15 protein-coding genes are annotated in these 16,394 nt (G+C 57.3%); 9 read left to right on the top strand and 6 right to left on the bottom strand.

Features of this window, described 5'->3' with window-relative positions:
- Positions 1–16: 16 nt before the first annotated feature.
- The 6 genes from GS632_RS04450 to GS632_RS04425 all read left to right on the top strand — a co-directional run bounded on the left by GS632_RS04450 (position 17) and on the right by GS632_RS04425 (position 5,906).
- Positions 17–625 (top strand): tetratricopeptide repeat protein, encoded by a 609-nt coding sequence (locus GS632_RS04450; protein WP_171174626.1) that lies wholly within the window; start codon positions 17–19, stop codon positions 623–625.
- Between the two features lie 18 nt (positions 626–643).
- Positions 644–3,460: a DEAD/DEAH box helicase gene (locus GS632_RS04445; RefSeq protein WP_216601712.1), complete on the top strand. Its 2,817-nt coding sequence runs from the start codon at positions 644–646 to the stop codon at positions 3,458–3,460.
- Between the two features lie 6 nt (positions 3,461–3,466).
- Positions 3,467–3,832, top strand: coding sequence for an RNA-binding S4 domain-containing protein (locus tag GS632_RS04440; RefSeq protein ID WP_171234068.1), 366 nt, complete (start codon positions 3,467–3,469; stop codon positions 3,830–3,832).
- 66 nt (positions 3,833–3,898) lie between these two features.
- Positions 3,899–4,237, top strand: a complete 339-nt coding sequence (gene fdxA, locus GS632_RS04435; RefSeq protein ID WP_074735041.1) for a ferredoxin FdxA — start codon at positions 3,899–3,901, stop codon at positions 4,235–4,237.
- 283 nt (positions 4,238–4,520) lie between these two features.
- Complete coding sequence (locus GS632_RS04430; protein ID WP_171089457.1) at positions 4,521–5,030, top strand: CarD family transcriptional regulator; 510 nt, start codon at positions 4,521–4,523, stop codon at positions 5,028–5,030.
- A 114-nt stretch (positions 5,031–5,144) separates the two neighbouring features.
- On the top strand, positions 5,145–5,906 hold the full coding sequence (locus GS632_RS04425; RefSeq protein WP_171237413.1) for an ion channel: 762 nt from the start codon (positions 5,145–5,147) through the stop codon (positions 5,904–5,906).
- Here the strand turns inward: GS632_RS04425 and cobS are convergent.
- On the bottom strand, positions 5,903–6,715 hold the full coding sequence (gene cobS, locus GS632_RS04420) for an adenosylcobinamide-GDP ribazoletransferase (RefSeq protein WP_371809922.1): 813 nt from the start codon (positions 6,713–6,715) through the stop codon (positions 5,903–5,905). The genes GS632_RS04425 and cobS overlap by 4 nt on opposite strands.
- A 30-nt stretch (positions 6,716–6,745) precedes the next feature.
- On the opposite strand from cobS, the gene cobT reads away from it, so the two are divergent.
- Positions 6,746–7,756, top strand: a complete 1,011-nt coding sequence (gene cobT / locus GS632_RS04415; RefSeq protein ID WP_171174616.1) for a nicotinate-nucleotide--dimethylbenzimidazole phosphoribosyltransferase — start codon at positions 6,746–6,748, stop codon at positions 7,754–7,756.
- A gap of 30 nt (positions 7,757–7,786) precedes the next feature.
- Here cobT and GS632_RS04410 read toward each other — a convergent pair whose 3' ends face one another.
- Entirely contained in the window at positions 7,787–9,667 is a 1,881-nt protein-coding gene (locus tag GS632_RS04410) for a monovalent cation:proton antiporter-2 (CPA2) family protein (protein WP_171237414.1), read from the bottom strand.
- Between the two features lie 20 nt (positions 9,668–9,687).
- On the bottom strand, positions 9,688–10,143 hold the full coding sequence (locus GS632_RS04405; protein WP_171091132.1) for an Lrp/AsnC family transcriptional regulator: 456 nt from the start codon (positions 10,141–10,143) through the stop codon (positions 9,688–9,690).
- 148 nt (positions 10,144–10,291) lie between these two features.
- Between GS632_RS04405 and hppD the strand changes: the two genes are divergently transcribed.
- A complete protein-coding gene (gene hppD / locus GS632_RS04400) occupies positions 10,292–11,389 on the top strand; it encodes a 4-hydroxyphenylpyruvate dioxygenase (protein ID WP_171237415.1) in 1,098 nt (365 codons plus the stop codon).
- Positions 11,390–11,431: 42 nt separating this feature from the next.
- On the opposite strand, the gene GS632_RS04395 is transcribed toward hppD, so the two are convergent.
- A complete protein-coding gene (locus GS632_RS04395) occupies positions 11,432–13,462 on the bottom strand; it encodes a hypothetical protein (protein WP_171237416.1) in 2,031 nt (676 codons plus the stop codon).
- 155 nt (positions 13,463–13,617) lie between these two features.
- Between GS632_RS04395 and GS632_RS04390 the strand changes: the two genes are divergently transcribed.
- Positions 13,618–14,322 carry an SIMPL domain-containing protein gene (locus GS632_RS04390; protein WP_371809924.1) on the top strand — a complete coding sequence of 235 codons (705 nt, stop codon included), beginning with the start codon at positions 13,618–13,620 and terminating at the stop codon, positions 14,320–14,322.
- Here GS632_RS04390 and GS632_RS04385 read toward each other — a convergent pair.
- Entirely contained in the window at positions 14,319–15,035 is a 717-nt protein-coding gene (locus GS632_RS04385; RefSeq protein ID WP_171721365.1) for a GNAT family N-acetyltransferase, read from the bottom strand. The two genes, GS632_RS04390 and GS632_RS04385, sit on opposite strands and share 4 nt — an antisense overlap.
- A gap of 2 nt (positions 15,036–15,037) precedes the next feature.
- Positions 15,038–16,330 carry an O-acetylhomoserine aminocarboxypropyltransferase/cysteine synthase family protein gene (locus GS632_RS04380; protein ID WP_171237419.1) on the bottom strand — a complete coding sequence of 431 codons (1,293 nt, stop codon included), beginning with the start codon at positions 16,328–16,330 and terminating at the stop codon, positions 15,038–15,040.
- Between the last annotated feature and the right edge of the window lie 64 nt (positions 16,331–16,394).

The raw sequence follows: 16,394 nt of genomic DNA, 5'->3' as shown, positions 1-16,394 counted from the left end.
TGTTAGTGCGCCGTGAATGGACATCCCCGGTCGCAACGCTACACTGACGATTGTTATGAGCATTGCAATCCACAATCTCAAAGGTACCGTTGCGGCACTTGTTGTCCTAGTCACGTTTTCCACCAGTTGCTTCGCGCAACAGGCGGATTTGCGGGATGAAGACGCGCTGCTGCAGCAACTGGCCCAATCCACGCCCGAACAGGCTATGGCTCTGGATCGGCAGTTGCAGGCGCTGTGGGCACAGTCCGGTTCAGCTTCGGCGGATCTGTTGTTGGAACGAGGGCGCGAAGCGCTTGAAAACGGAGATGTAGACGCCGCACTGGATCATCTGACAGCGTTGACAGATCACGCACCCGAATTTGCGGAAGGCTGGCATGTACGTGCCTCGGCATTTTTTGGAATTGAACGGTTCGGAATGGCGGCTGCTGATTTGGAGCACGCATTGACCCTCAACCCCAACCATTATGAGGCAATATACGGGCTGGGTTTGATCTTTGAGATTATCGGAGAGCCTCAGAAAGCCTATGACGCGTATTCGCGGGCCTTGGCTATACATCCCCATCATGAAGAAGTAACCAATGCGGTGAATCGACTGAAGCCTCAGGTTGAAGGCGCAGCGCTGTAAGGTCTGGGGCAGGGGGCAATGGTGAGCGGGTCATCCCGAGTAGTGGCCGTATTGGGCCCGACAAACACAGGTAAAACCCACTACGCAATCGAACGGATGCTGGGATACCGCACCGGCGTGATTGGTTTGCCGCTGCGTCTGCTGGCGCGCGAAGTCTATGATAAGATCGTTGCCATTCGTGGCCCGTCGGTTGTGGCCTTGGTAACGGGTGAAGAGCGCATCGTGCCGCCGCGCACCCAGTATTGGGTCTGCACGGTCGAGGCCATGCCTGAAGGCATGGGGGCAGATTTCGTTGCGATCGACGAAATCCAACTTTGTGCCGATCCCGAACGCGGCCACGTCTTTACAGATCGTCTGCTGCGATCCCGTGGCACGAACGAGACGCTTTTCCTAGGCTCTGACACTATGCGCGGCCCCATCGCGGCGCTTGTTCCCGAAGTGCAATTCGTAAGGCGCGAACGGATGTCTCAACTGGTCTATTCTGGGTCAAAGAAGATCAGCCGGATGCCTGCACGCAGCGCCATTGTCGGATTTTCGGTCGACAATGTTTATGCCATCGCGGAATTGCTGCGCCGTCAGAAAGGGGGGGCGGCCGTTGTAATGGGGGCGCTCAGCCCACGAACGCGGAATGCTCAGGTTGACCTCTATCAAAACGGCGAAGTCGATTATCTGGTTGCCACCGACGCCATTGGGATGGGGCTGAACCTGGATGTGAATCATGTCGCGTTTTCATCTCTGACCAAATTTGATGGCCGCCGGATGCGCCCACTGGCCCCGAATGAACTGGCGCAGATTGCGGGCCGGGCCGGTCGCGGGATGTCTGATGGCACCTTTGGTGTGACGGGCGAGGCCCCGCCGCTGGACGAAGGTGTGGCGCAGGCCATCATGGACAGCCGCTTTACGCCGATGAAAAAGCTGAACTGGCGGAATGCCGCCTTGCGGTTCGGCTCCATCGACGCGCTGATCACTTCGCTTGAGGTCAGCCCAAATGATGAGCATCTGATCAAAGCGCGCCCTGCGGATGACCTGAACGCGCTCAAATCTCTTTCGCAAGTGACCGAGGTCGTAGCCCGCGCCAGCGATCCGCAATCCATCCGTTTGTTGTGGGACGTGTGCCGAATCCCCGATTTTCGCGGCATCAGCCACGCAGAACACGCCAGCTTGCTTGAAGTGATCTATGGTCACCTGCACGAGCGCGGATCGATCCCGAATGATTTTATGGCGCGGCAGATTCGCCGTATCGACCAGACCCAGGGTGACATTGATACGTTGTCCAAAAGGTTGGCATATATTCGCACTTGGACATATGTTGCGCAACGAAACGGCTGGGTCCGTGACGAATCGCATTGGCGTGACGAAACACGCACTGTAGAAGACAGACTGTCAGACGCGTTGCATGATCGTTTGACTCAAAGATTTGTGGACCGGCGTACATCTGTTTTGCTGCGCCGGCTCAAACAGAAGGAGGCCCTTTTGGCCGAAGTAAATGACAAGGGTGAAGTGACCGTCGAAGGCGAATTCGTCGGTCGTCTGGAAGGGTTCCGGTTTACACCGGACAAAAGCGCGCAAGGGACCGAGGCGAAAGCTTTGAAATCGGCTTCTTTGCAAGCACTCGCGCCGCAATTCCATCTGCGCGCCGATCGCTTCTACAATGCGCCCGATACCGAAATTGATTTCACGGATCAGGGTGGCCTGATGTGGGGCGAATATGCCGTCGGCAAGCTGGTTGCCGGGGCAGAGCCTCTCAAGCCGATGGTCGAAGTTTTTGTGGATGAGGCCGCAGGGCCGGATGTCGAACAGAAAGTGCAGCGCCGGTTGCAGCACTTCATCGACCGCAAGGTCGCTGCGCTTTTCGAGCCGCTGCTGAACCTGTCGCGTGACGAAGAGTTGAGCGGTCTGGCGAAGGGCTTTGCGTTCCGCATGGTCGAGGCGCTGGGCGTTCTGCCGCGCGGGCAAGTCGCGCAAGAGGTCAAGGATCTGGATCAGGATGCCCGCGGCGCGCTGCGCAAGCACGGTATCCGCTTTGGCCAGTTCACGATTTTCATGCCGCTGCTGCTGAAACCAGCACCTACGCGTCTGCGTCTGGTGTTGTGGGCGTTGTCCAGCGGTTTGCAGGAATTCCCCGAAGCGCCGCCTCCGGGTCTGGTCACTGTACCTGTCGCCAAGGATGCGCCGCAGGGCTATGACACCATGTGTGGTTACCGTGATGCGGGCGAGCGTTCGATCCGGATCGATATGCTGGAACGTCTGGCTGATATGCTGCGCGCCGAAGACAGCCGGGGCGGGTTCGAAGCCAAGCCCGACATGCTGTCGATCACGGGCATGACGTTGGAACAATTCGCGGACCTGATGCAGGGCTTGGGCTACAAGGCCGAACGCGGTGAGCGTGAAAAGGTGAAAGCGGTTGCCTCTGAGCAACCTGCGGCGGAAGCGGTGGAACAGCCTGTCGCTGAAGATTCTGCGGCACCTGAGGCTACGTCGGAAGAAGCCGCCGCACCCGCCGAGGCGTCAGCCGAGGCCACAACAAGCACCGAGGCGGCAGCCGAGGCACCAGCGCCTGACGCCGCACCGGATGAGCCCGAGGTTGAGGTTTTCTATACCTTCACCTGGGGCCGTCAACGCCAGCAAAACCGTGGCCCGCGCCGCGAGCAGGGGCAGGGCAAAGGCAAGCCCCGTGGCAAACCCCAGGACGGTCGCGGCAAGCCGCACGGCAAGAAGGGCGGCAAACCTCAGGGTGCCAAGACCTTCTCGTCACGGCCTCCGAAAAAGGAAAAGGCCATTGATCCCGACAACCCATTCGCTGCGGCGCTTATGGGTTTGAAAGACGGCAACTGACACAAGATGGCCGAGGCCAAGCTGCGGATCGACAAATGGTTGTGGCAGGCGCGGTTCTTCAAGACCCGTAGCCTGGCAGCCAAGCAGGTCAGTGGCGGCCATGTCCGATTGAACGGAAACCGGGTGCTCAAACCGGCGCAAGCCGTGGCACCCGGAGACGTTCTGACCTTTCCCCAGGGCCGTATCGTGCGGGTTGTGCGCGTGGAAAAACTGGGCGAACGCCGCGGTCCGGCCCCCGAGGCGCAAACGCTGTACTTCGATATGACGGAAAAACAGGACGTGCCTCCTAAAAATCCGGGGTTCGAAGGAAAAGGTCGTCCAACCAAGAAGGATCGGCGCGCTCTTGATCTTTCTCGCACAGAAGATCGCTGATCCCATCTTGAAGAGCGGGCCAGACTGAATTAGCTAGTCGAACGAACCGCAAACGGGAATCCGCTCATGACCTATGTTGTCACCGAAAACTGTATCGCCTGCAAATACACAGACTGCGTCGAAGTGTGCCCGGTGGACTGTTTCTATGAAGGTGAGAATACATTGGTTATTCACCCGGACGAATGCATCGACTGTGGTGTTTGTGAACCGGAATGCCCGGCAGACGCAATCCGCCCGGATACTGAGCCGGGAATGGAGCAATGGGTTGAGTTCAATCGCAAGTTCTCGGAACAGTGGCCGGTGATTGTTACAAAGAAAGACCCGCTTCCCGACGCTGAAGAGCGCGACGGTGAAGAGGGTAAGATGGAGAAGTATTTCTCTGAAGCACCCGGCGAAGGCGGCTAAGCGATTCGCGAAGAAAGCGCACGGCACAGCGCGAAGATCTTGAAATAAAGCATTGTGCGCGCAGGTAATTCGAATATTTTCCTTTGGGTAAACTTTCGGGTGTCGTATTTTTGTGATATACTCAGTTTTAATATGATGACCGAGATTGGGATGCGCTCCGTAAGTATGCTCGCTTTGGAGTACTGAATTTATGACAGAAACGCCGCCTGACGGGGCTGAGACAGTCCCGGCACGTGGTGCTTTTGTTGTCTGTGTCCCGGTCCGTAAGCAAGGAAAAAACTGAATGACAAAGTCGAAAAAGCTTGAGTTCCGCCCCAACGACTATGTTGTCTATCCCGCCCATGGCGTGGGTCAGATCATCTCGATTGAGGAGCAGGAAGTTGCGGGTTTCTCGCTCGAGCTGTTCGTCATCTCATTTGAGAAAGACAAAATGACACTGCGGGTGCCGACCAACAAAGCAACCGAATCCGGTTTGCGGTCGCTCAGCTCGCCAGATGTCATCAGCCAGGCGATGAAGACATTGAAGGGCAAGGCCAAGGTAAAACGCGCCATGTGGTCCCGCCGCGCCCAGGAATATGAACAGAAAATCAACTCGGGCGACCTTATCTCGATTGCCGAAGTTGTTCGCGATTTGCATCGCACCGACGATCAACGCGAGCAGAGCTATTCCGAGCGTCAGCTTTACGAAGCTGCTCTGGAACGCCTGACACGCGAGGTTGCAGCTGTTTCCGGTGCTGGCGAAGTTTCGGCCGCCAAGCAGGTAGACGAAGTCCTGACCTCGCGCGCCGCCTGATTGCAAGAGAATCGTGATTAAGGCCGCTCTAATTGGGGCGGCCTTTTTCGTGGCTTGGTGATTTGCACAACTGTCGTTAATTTCACTGTGTATGCAGCATGATACAGGGTGGATATGAAGCAGACGGTGAAATACCTGTATATCGGGCACGACCCGATTTCGGTCTGGTTTCGTTATGGTCTGATCCTTTTCGATATTGTGTCGATCATCTTCTTTGTCGCCACCGCTCATTTTCCTCAGGGGTCGGGCGTCACGGTCGCAAGCCTGCTGATTGGCTTTGTGATTTTTTTGGATTTCTCAGCGCGGCTTTGGATCGCCAAGGACCGTTGGAAGCTGCTGCGCCAGATTTACACGCTGGCGGATATCGTTGTTATCGTCTCTCTGGTGCTTGATCCGTTCCTGACGGGTAACCTTGCGTTTTTGCGGATTCTACGCGCCTTGCGGTTGATCCATTCCTACCACCTGCTGCGGGACTTACGACGCGACAGCAATTTCTTCCGCACCCACGAAGACGCGGTGATCGCCGCCATCAACCTGATGGTTTTTGTCTTCGCAACTTCGACCGCCGTTCTGGTGTTCTTTATTCCCGCAGATTCGCAAACGCCCTATATTGACGCACTCTATTTCACCATGGCGACCCTTACGACCACCGGGTTCGGCGATATCACCTTGCCTACGCCAGGGGGTAAGCTGTTCTCGGTTTTTATCATGGTGGTGGGTGTGGCGCTTTTTGTCCGGTTGGCGCAGGCGATTTTCATGCCTCAAAAGGTTCGCCACAAATGCCCAAGCTGTGGCTTATTCCGACATGACCCGGACGCTGTGCATTGCAAACACTGCGGCGGCACCTTGCGCATCGAAACCGGGGGTGCGTCTTAAACCAGCGCGGCGCAGACCAGCAGAAAGGTTATCTCGGACACCAATTGTGTGGCCCCAAGAATATCGCCGGTCTGGCCACCGATCTTTTTCTTGGCGACAACGGCCAGGGCGGCTGCGCTGGCTGCCGCAAAACCCATCGCAGGTATTGCATCCACACCTATGAGCAGAAGGGCGAGTGCTACCGCCAGAACAAGTGCAGCGATGACGGAAATCGTCTGCGGTTTTCCTACAGAATGGCTCAGGCCCGATGTGCGGGCATGAGGTAATCCAGCCATCACCGCAGGCATCAACGCTCGCGAGACAATGCTGGCTGCTAAAACTGCGCCCACCGCACCAGCCGTCAGCAAAGCAGCGATAGCCGATATTCGCACCAGTTGAGACACGATCAGGGCAAGCACGCCGAAAGTCCCAATATGACTGTCCTTCATGATCTCCAACCGGCGGTCGCGGGTGAACCCGCCCCACAGGCCGTCGAACGTGTCCGCCAGGCCATCCTCGTGCATCGCCCCGGTTGTTGCGATCAGCGTGGCCAGTAAAAGACCGGCCGCCGCCAGAACAGGTAAACCCAGCGCCAGCGCGCCCCAGCCCACAAGGCATGCGAGTCCTGCAACCAGCAGACCGACAATCGGAAAGGCCCAGGTTGCCTGAGCTTGCCGAGAAAACACTGGATCCGGCAAACGCGGCAGGGGCAGGCGGGTGAGAAGGACCAGCGCCAGCCGAATATCCCGCAGAGAAAAGGGTTTCGTGTCGTTTTTATGCACGCCCGTGCCTTTCGGGGTCTTGTCGGTTTCGGTGCTTCGGTTAAACACACTGCACCACTCTGATGCAATGAGGCTTTCATGTTGCCTGAACTGAATGATTTGAATGCGTTCCGTGCTGCACTAGCTGCAGCTCCGGGTCCGGATGCCGCTGCGGTGCATGGCGCGGGTGAGCGTAACGGACAACTGACTAAACCGCCCGGCGCGTTGGGTCGGCTTGAGGATTTGGCGATCTGGTATGCGGGTTGGCGTGGGGATGCCCGCCCGCAAATTACCGCACCACAGGTCATCGTCTTTGCCGGAAATCATGGTGTTACGGCACAGGGCGTGTCGGCCTTTCCGCCGGAAGTGACCGTCCAGATGGTTATGAACTTTGAACATGGCGGCGCGGCGATCAATCAGCTGGCCAAGGCAGCAGGCGCGACAATGAATGTGCATGCACTTGAGCTGGACAGACCCACTGTGGACTTCACCCAGGCCCCGGCCATGAGCGAAGAAGATCTGCTGAGTGCCTTGCGTACCGGTTGGCAGGCCGTTGATCCGAAGGCCGATCTGCTGGTTGTGGGCGAGATGGGTATTGGCAACACCACTCCAGCAGCGGCTATCGCCTGCGCACTGTTTGGTGGGGATGCCGAGGATTGGACCGGGCGTGGCACCGGTGTCGACGATGCAGGGCTGGCCAATAAAACCCGTGTCGTAGCAGAGGGCGTCGCGAAACATGCGTCAGAAGATGGCCTGGAGATTCTGCGCTGCCTTGGAGGGCGTGAGATTGCCGCGATGGCCGGGGCGATTGCCGCCGCGCGCGTGTTGCGCATTCCGGTCATTCTGGATGGTTTCATCTGCTCTGCTGCTGCGGCGTGCCTTTGGAAGCTGTCGCCTAGCGCGCTGGATCACGCTGTCGCGGGGCACCAAAGCGCGGAAGCGGCACATGGTGCCGTATTGTCTCGGCTGGGCAAAGACCCGCTGTTAAGCCTTGGTCTTCGGCTGGGCGAAGGATCTGGCGGGGCATTGGCGATCAACATCCTCAAAAGCGCCGTGGCCTGCCATTCAGGTATGGCCACCTTTGCCGAGGCTGGGGTATCCGACGGGTAATGACTTGCCTGACCCAATCGGGGTTTTGGGTCAGGCAGATTTCTTGGCGTGTTCTTCCGCCAGTTCGAGCAGCGCAGTTTCCAGATCCTTTTCCAGTTTCTGAGCGCGCTCGATGTATTTCTTGTTTTCGGCTGTTGGCAGGCCAGGAACCCACAATTCAGCCAAATCACGAACAGACGTCCTGTCGTGGTGGTAAAAGGTCTGTTCAGCTTGCGCGGCCTCATACTCACTCAGCCCTATATTCTCCAGTACATAACGGCCTGCGCGCAACGAGCTGTCGAACAGTTCGCGCACGATGTCGTTGGCACCAGCTTGGTACAGCTCGTACACGTGGGTCCGGTCTCGGGCGCGGGCGATGATGTGCAGGTCAGGGCGCTGTCGTCTGGCATAACTGACTAGTCGCGTGACTTGCTTGTGGTCATCCATCGCCGCCACGAGGACCGAGGCTTTTTCCAACCCCGCAGCGCGCAACAGTTCAGGACGCGTCGGATCGCCCAAAAAGCCTTTTACACCAAACCGGCGCATCAGCTGGACGGTTTCGATATCATGGTCCAGAACCACCGTTTTAAAGCCGCTGGCCCGCACCAGCCGGTTCACGATCTGACCAAACCGGCCAATGCCAGCAATGATCACTGGGCCTTTTTCGTCGATCTCATCAGGTTCAGGCTCTTTGGACGTATCGCTTATTTTTCGGGACAGAAGGTCATAGATGATGAACAGAAGCGGGGTGATCAGCATCGTCAGGGCAATGATCATCAGCAGTTTCTGTGACAGGTCAGGCGGGATAACGTTCTGCTGCGTCGAAAAGGCCAGCAGAACGAAACCAAATTCACCGGCTTGTGCCAACCCCAATGTGAACAGCCAATGATCTCGGCCTCGCAGCTTAAAGGCTCTACCGACCAGAAACAGGATGATGCCTTTTGCAAGGATCACAAGCAGTGCCAAGCCGATCAGGTCAAGCGGGTCATCGAAGAAATAGGCAACGTCGATCCCGGCCCCAACCGTGATAAAGAACAGCCCAAGAAACAGCCCTTTGAACGGTTCAAGGTCGCTTTCCATTTCATGGCGAAACTCTGAGCTGGCCAGCACGACACCCGCCAGAAACGCGCCTAAAGCGGGCGACAGCCCAACAAGCGTCATCAGGAAAGAAATACCGACCACAATCATAAGCGCCAGAGCGGTGTACATTTCGCGCAGGCGCGTCGCGTGTATAAATCGAAAGAGAGGTCGGGTAAGATAGACGCCTGCCAAAATGACAAAAGCAATTGCGCCAATCGTGACCAGTGTGACAGCCCAGCCCGGCAATCCTTCAACCAAGGACAGACTGTGATGACCCGCGTCATGCAGATCACCCGCCCCCCGATCAATCGAACCGTCTGCTTCGATGTGAGGCATCGCAGGTAGGGCGAGCAACGGAAGCATGGCCAATATTGGAATGACTGCGATGTCTTGCGTCAAAAGCACCGAAAACGTCGCGCGACCACCATTTGTCTGCATCAGACCTTTTTCAGACAAGGTCTGAAGGACGATAGCGGTCGACGACAGCGACAGGGTCAACCCAACGGCCAACGCAACGGACCACGGGTGGTTTGCATACATCGCCACCGCAGCAATCACCGCGGTCGAAAGTAAGACCTGTAGCCCCCCAAGACCCAACAATCGGTCGCGCATGTCCCAAAGGGCACGAGGTTCAAGCTCCAGCCCGATCAGGAACAGCATCATCACAACACCAAACTCGGCGACATGTTGAAGGTTTTCCGTTTCGGCCCCGACCAGCCCCAGCATCGGTCCAATGATAATCCCGGCGGCCAAATAGCCCAGCACCGACCCAAGCCCCAGCCTTGCGGACAGAGGCACCGCAATCACAGCCGCAGCCAGATAGATCGAAGCCTGGTATAGAAAATCGTCCATGAGTCTCCTCGTGAGCCCGTTCAGGTGGGCAGGGGGGCGTCGCGTTTTAGTTGGTCCATGACTATCTGGCTTTGGACACGGGCAACAGCAGGATGCGGCAGGATGACCTGATGGAGCAAGCTGTTGAGGGCGGAAAGATCGTCGCAATAGACGTGCAGCAGGTAATCTGCCTCTCCTGTCATCGTCCAGGCGCTGGTAATTTCGGGGCGGGTATCGACCATGCGGGCAAAGCTCTGGGATTGTTCGGGGCCATGTGTACCCAGATGAACCTGAACAAAGCCTTGAACCTGCAAGCCAAGTTTCAGCGGATCGAGCCGGGCGGCATAACCTGTTATATAGCCCTCGGCCTCAAGCCGTTGTCGGCGTCGACCTGCCTGGCTGGGTGAGAGATTCAGCATTTCACCCAGTTGGTGCGCGGTCAGATGTGCGTCCTTTTGCAAGGCAGATAGAAGACGTTTGTCAGTAGCATCCAGCACGTGCGGAGGAATCCCGAATTTTTTGCGATTCATGCGCGTTTTACGCGTCTACTTTGAGTTTACACGAAAACAATGCGCAGAAACAGCGTCTGGAAAGTCATATTTTTGAATCAGCAAAAAAACTTCCTGTCTTCAAAGGAGACGCGCCATGGGTCCTTTCCCGCACAACGCCCCGAAATCAGTGATCAGTGAAGAAAACCCCGCCGGAACCGACGGGTTTGAATTCGTTGAATTTGCCCATCCCGAACCGCAAGAACTGCGCGATCTGTTCGCCAAGATGGGGTTCGATCTGGTGGCCCGGCACAAGGACAAGCCGCTGGTCGAACTCTGGCAGCAGGGGGATGTCACCTATATCCTGAATGCTGATCCAGAGAGTTTTGCGGACAAGTTCGTGGCCGAACACGGCCCTTGCGCCCCGGCGATGGGGTGGCGCGTGGTCGACGCGCAAAAAGCATATGAACACGCTGTTTCAAAAGGGGCCGAGCCCTATGACGCAGATGACAAAACGATGGATGTTCCTGCTATCAAGGGCATTGGTGGATCGCTGATCTATTTCATCGACCAGTATTACGACACTTCGCCCTACAATCAGGAATTCGAGTGGATCAGGGAATCCAAGCCGCGTGGCGAAGGGTTCTATTATCTCGATCACCTGACCCACAATGTCTACAAGGGTAACATGGACAAGTGGTTCAAGTTCTATGGTGACTTGTTCAACTTCCGTGAAATTCGTTTCTTCGACATTCAGGGCAAGTTCACGGGGCTGTTCAGCCGCGCATTGACATCACCCTGCGGTCGCATCCGAATTCCGATCAACGAAGACCGGGGTGAGACCGGGCAGATCGTGTCGTACCTCAAGAAGTACAAGGGCGAAGGGATTCAACACATCGCTGTGGGCAGCGAGGACATCTATGCCTCAACCGACGCGATTGCAGAGAACGGTTTGAAATTCATGCCCGGACCCAACCGGGCCTATTACGAGATGTCGAAAGATCGTGTGACGGATCATGACGAACCGCTTGATCGCATGATGAAGCACGGCATCCTGATCGACGGTGAAGGGGTTGTGGACGGCGGTGAGACCCGCATTCTGCTTCAGATCTTCTCAAAGACCGTGATCGGCCCGATCTTCTTTGAATTCATCCAGCGCAAAGGCGACGATGGGTTTGGTGAAGGCAATTTCCAGGCTCTGTTCGAATCCATCGAACGCGAGCAGATCGAAAGTGGCGAGATCTCTGCAGCCTGAAACTTACGCGAAACGCCGGGGTAATCTCCGGCGTTTTGACGCTCAACTGCGGGGCATCGAAAGCGTCACGTTACGGCCTTTTTTCTGATACCGCAGTTCGCTATCGCTTATGGCGATGACCTTGCCACCGTCGATGCGGTCTCCAACCTTCAGTTTCTTGTACCGGCCACTGGGCAGGCGGACCAAGGCACGGCGGTTGGCAGGCGTGCCATAAACGCCAATCAGGTTCAGCCTGCGCAGATTGATGGCGTTGTCGATAGTAGCCTGCCGGGCGACCGATGCGGTCGAAGGTATCTTGGGTGCCACGGTCTTGGGTTGAAAAGATTCTGCGTCGTCAGAGTTTTCAACAAGTGCCGCTGTTGATGCCAGAGTGGACGGCTTCGCGACGGTCGGTCTGGCAGCAACCAGTCCAGCCGGTCGCGCCTTAGGTCGGGGAACGCGCATAATGGCCAGCTCGGAAACAGGAACTTCGACCTCTTCTGGGGCTTCCAGGCCTGCAGGGCGCGCTTTGGGTCGTTTTCCGGCAAGTTCCTCCAGCGACTGGCCGCCCAGTTGCTGACGTTCGAAGGTCTCTTCAATGTCGCCGGGGCGCGGTTTGGGGCGCAAACCAGCCAGCCGTTGATCAACTTCTTCAACAACAGGTTCTTCTTCGAACCGCAGCGGTGCCTGAGGCGGCGCTTTGGAAGGGCGGCCCAGGTACACAGTGATCCCTTCGGGATTCAACGCGCCTTCGGGTGTGGGAACAACAAGTCCCCGGTCATCCAGATCGAAACGTGAGCCTGCAACACTGGGTAAATCGTCGCTCTGAAATGGTTCGTCCGTGTCGAAACTTGATGCGGGTGGTAACGCGACAGCATCTGTGGACAGATCAGACTTGTCGATGGATGTCAGGTACAGGTCTTCATGCTCAGCGATTTCCGGTTCTTGCAGAGGTGCAGGGGGTGATACGTCAATGCCAGTCTCAGCAAGGATTTCTTTTGGGGCGTCGGGGTCTTGAGCAATGGGTTCGACCGGTGTCGGAGCAACCTTGAGCGCCTCAAGGATCGCCGCGTCCGTAGGTGACAACTCTGGCTGTGCCTCAGCCTCCTCCGCTGGTGGTTCGGGGGGCGTGTTTTGCTGGGCGTCGGCAGCTGCCACCTCAGGGTCTGGCTCAGGGGCGACCTCGGGGTTTGGTGCATCTGAATTCAGCTCAGCCTGCTCGGACGTTTCCTCTGACGATTCGGGAAGGAAGGTTTGTTTTGGCTGGACGACCGCGATCTCTGGCTCCGGCTCTGGAGAGGCCTCGGGCGATGAGACTTCCGGTGCAGTGGGACTCAGTTCAGCCTGCTCTGGTTGATCTGTGGGTCCAGAAGCCAACCATGCGCCAAAAACTCCGCTCAGAAGAACTACGGCAGCAAAAGCTGGGATGGCATGCCGCTTGGAGGCAGGGCTTGAGGTGGCATGTGCTGCAGGGGACGTGTCAGGCGCTCGAAATGTTTCCGGCGCAACTGTGCCCGCAATAGGATGAGCGGGCAGGCCGGGGGTGTCTGCCTCATCGTGCGAATCCGCTTCATCGGGCTCTGAAGTCAGTGTTGCATGCGGCTGATCCACAAGTGGCTGATCAGGTTGCTCTGTAAACACCGGCTCGCGCGGGAAAGACCCAGCGCTTTCTTCGGCGCTGAACAGTGTCGGCACAAATCCATGGCCTGCGGCAAAGCTTCGCGCTTCGGCCAAAGTCTCATTGGCGACTACAGCGACATGGGTTGTGCTGCCGATTGTTTGGCTGTCGTAGCTGAGATCAGACAGGGCATACGGGGTCGCATCGGCCAATGCAGCCTCAATACGTGCCTCTCGCTCGTCGGGCGGTAACTCTCCGGTTTCGACGTCCAGAAAGCGCACCTGATCTGCTGGCAATACGACTTTGCAACTCAGATCGTTTTCCAGCGCAAAGGCCTTTTCCCGCAACGCCTGCATTTGTTCGGGCAGGTCCTCAGCATCCAGCGGAATCGAGCCGACAACATACCAATCGTCATCCGATTGGTGATGCAGAGTTATTCCGGTTGTAGAAAAAGAAAGCGCAAAGGCGGGTTTCATAATCCGGAGGAACCATAATTATCATCGTCAATGCAAACGACTTTGCGTTCGCAGACCGACATTAAAGCAGGAACCCGCCGAGGGAAAGAAAAAGGCTGGGTCTGCTCTTGTATGGCGACGGTCCGCTAACCCATCTTAAAGTAGAACAAATTGGAGTGATAACCTTGAAGACATTCGCTTTTCTGGCCGCGATGATGGCAGCAACAGCCGCAGGCGCAGCCCATGCGGAAGAACGTCGCATCACCGTGGACGCCAGCGGGACGGTGCAAATCGCGCCGGATATGGCGACGATTACCTTGGGTGTAACAAACGAAAATGCCGAGGCCGGGGCAGCCATGCAGGCGACCTCGGACGCGGTTGCCAAAGTCCTTGCGCGGCTGGCCGATATGGGCATCGAAGACCGGGACGTTCAAACCCGAGATTTGTCGCTGTCACCAGTTTGGTCGGGACGGCATGGGCAGAATGGCGAAAAGCCCGAAATTACAGGGTTCACCGCGTCGAACCGGGTTTTTGTGCGGGTTCGCGATCTGACACAGTTGGGGACGATCATGGATGTGGTCATTCAGGACGGTGCCAATGATTTCGGCGGGCTGAGCTTTGGTGTGCAGGATCCCAAACCGCTTGTGGTGCAGGCCCGTGCGCAAGCCGTAGGAGAAGCCACCGCCAAGGCCGAGCAGTTGGCGCAGGCGGCCGGTGTCACGCTTGGCGCGGTCCAGACAATCTCGGAACGTGTGGCTGGTGTCCGCCCGATGGCCGAGATGCGCGCCATGAGCATGGCTGATGCGGGCGGGGTCCCTGTTGCAGGCGGAGAGGTTTCAGTCTCGGTCAGTGTCTCGATGGAATTCGAGATTTCGGACTAAGATAGTGCCTTCGCACGGGCCATCAGCGGTTTGCGTTGTTGGCCTGCTGCATCGAAATTGTCCGGTGAAAGCCAGGCTTCGAACGCATCCCGAATGCGCGGCCATTCGCTATCAATAATCGAATACCACGCAGTATCACGGTTGCGTCCTTTGTAATGGGTCGCTTGCCTGAAAATCCCTTCAAAGCTAAAGCCCAGCCGCTCTGCCGCACGGCACGATGGCGCATTGAGTGCGTCGCATTTCCATTCATAGCGGCGATAGCCCAATTCATCGAACACCCGCTTCATCATCAGATACATGACTTCGGTGGATTGTGGTTTGCGCTGAAGCAGAGGTGAGAAGTGGATATGCCCCACCTCAATTGCGCCTGCAGCGGGCTCGATCCGCAGGTATGAGGCCATGCCGACCGGTACGCCTTCGCCGTCCAGAACGGTGTGAAACATCGGGTCCGCATCCATGCAGGTGGCGCGGGCCCAATTTTCGAATGCAGGCTCGTTGTCGAAAGGGCCGTAGGGCAGGTAGGTCCAGTTGCGACCATCCCTGTCATTGGCAAACGCCCGGAAAAGTCCGGGCGCATGCCTGTTCACGTCCAAAGGCACGACAGAACAGTACCGTCCTTCCATCGGAGTATACGGCGGGGTCGGGCGTGGAAACTCGCCCGAAACCGGCAGGCCGATGGGCTGGCCAAGGTCGTTAGTGTCGTGCCCGGCCATCGTCAGGCGCTGGCCTTGGACAGGGCCTGATCCAGATCGGCGATCAGGTCGTTTGCGTCCTCAATCCCGATGGATACGCGCACAACACCCGGACCTGCACCTGCAGCTTCTTGTTGTTCCGGCGTCAACTGACGGTGGGTGGTCGAGGCCGAGTGGATGATCAACGAGCGCGCATCGCCCAGATTGGCCACATGGCTGAAGATTTCCAGCGCGTTGACCAGCTTGATGCAGGCGTCATAGCCACCTTTGACGGCAAAGGTGAACAGCGCACCGGCACCGCGTTTGTATTGCGACTTGACCCGGTCGTGATAGGGCGACGAGGGCAGACCCGCATAGGTGACATATTCCACGCGGTCATCCGCTTCCAGCCAGGCCGCGATCTTCTGGGCATTATCCACGTGACGCTCCATCCGCAGTGACAGGGTTTCGATCCCCATCAGCGTATAATGCGCGGCTTGCGGGTTCATGGTCATGCCCAGATCGCGCAGACCGATGGCGATGCCGTGGAAGGTGAACGCCAGCGGGCCAAATGTTTCGTGGAACTTCAGCCCGTGATAGGCCAGCTCCGGTTCGCTGAGCGAGGGGAACTTGTCATTTGCCGACCAATCGAACTTGCCCGAATCCACGACGCACCCACCGGTGACAGTTCCGTTGCCGGTCAGATACTTGGTGGTCGAGTGCACAACCAGTGTCGCACCGTGTTCAATGGGACGGCACAGGTAGGGCGTGGCCGAGGTGTTGTCGACGATCAGCGGAATGCCAGCTGCATCAGCTACGTCCGCCAAGGCACGGATATCGGTGACATAACCGCCTGGGTTGGCAATGGATTCGCAGAATACAGCACGGGTGTTTTCGTCGATTGCGTCCTTCACCGCGTCCAGATCATCTGTATCGACAAACTTGGCTGACCAGCCAAAGCGTTTAATGGTTTGGCTGAATTGCGTGACCGTTCCACCGTACAAACGGGTCGAGGCGACAACGTTGCAGCCCGGGCCCATCAAGGGGAATAGCGCCATGATCTGTGCCGCGTGACCAGATGAGCAGCACACGGCCCCAACACCGCCCTCAAGCGTGGCCACGCGTTCCTGCAACACCGCGACGGTTGGGTTGGTCAGGCGCGAATAGATAAAGCCCACTTCTTGTAGGTTGAACAGGGCCGCCGCATGGTCGGCGTCGCGAAAGACATAGGCCGTGGTCTGATAGATCGGTGTCTGGCGCGCTCCGGTCGCCGGGTCGGGGCGGGCGCCCGCGTGAATCTGCAGCGTGTCGAAACCGTAGGTGGGGCCGTCAGACATCTTGAAAATCTCCTGTTGGAATTTGTGTTGCTGAATCTTTAGGTGAATGCGCGCTTGCGCACAA

This window comes from Ruegeria sp. HKCCD7296 (assembly GCF_013110775.1).
GTDB lineage: Bacteria > Pseudomonadota > Alphaproteobacteria > Rhodobacterales > Rhodobacteraceae > Ruegeria.
The sequence above is the reverse complement of the archived record's forward strand: the minus strand, read 5'-3'. Positions and strand labels throughout refer to the sequence as shown.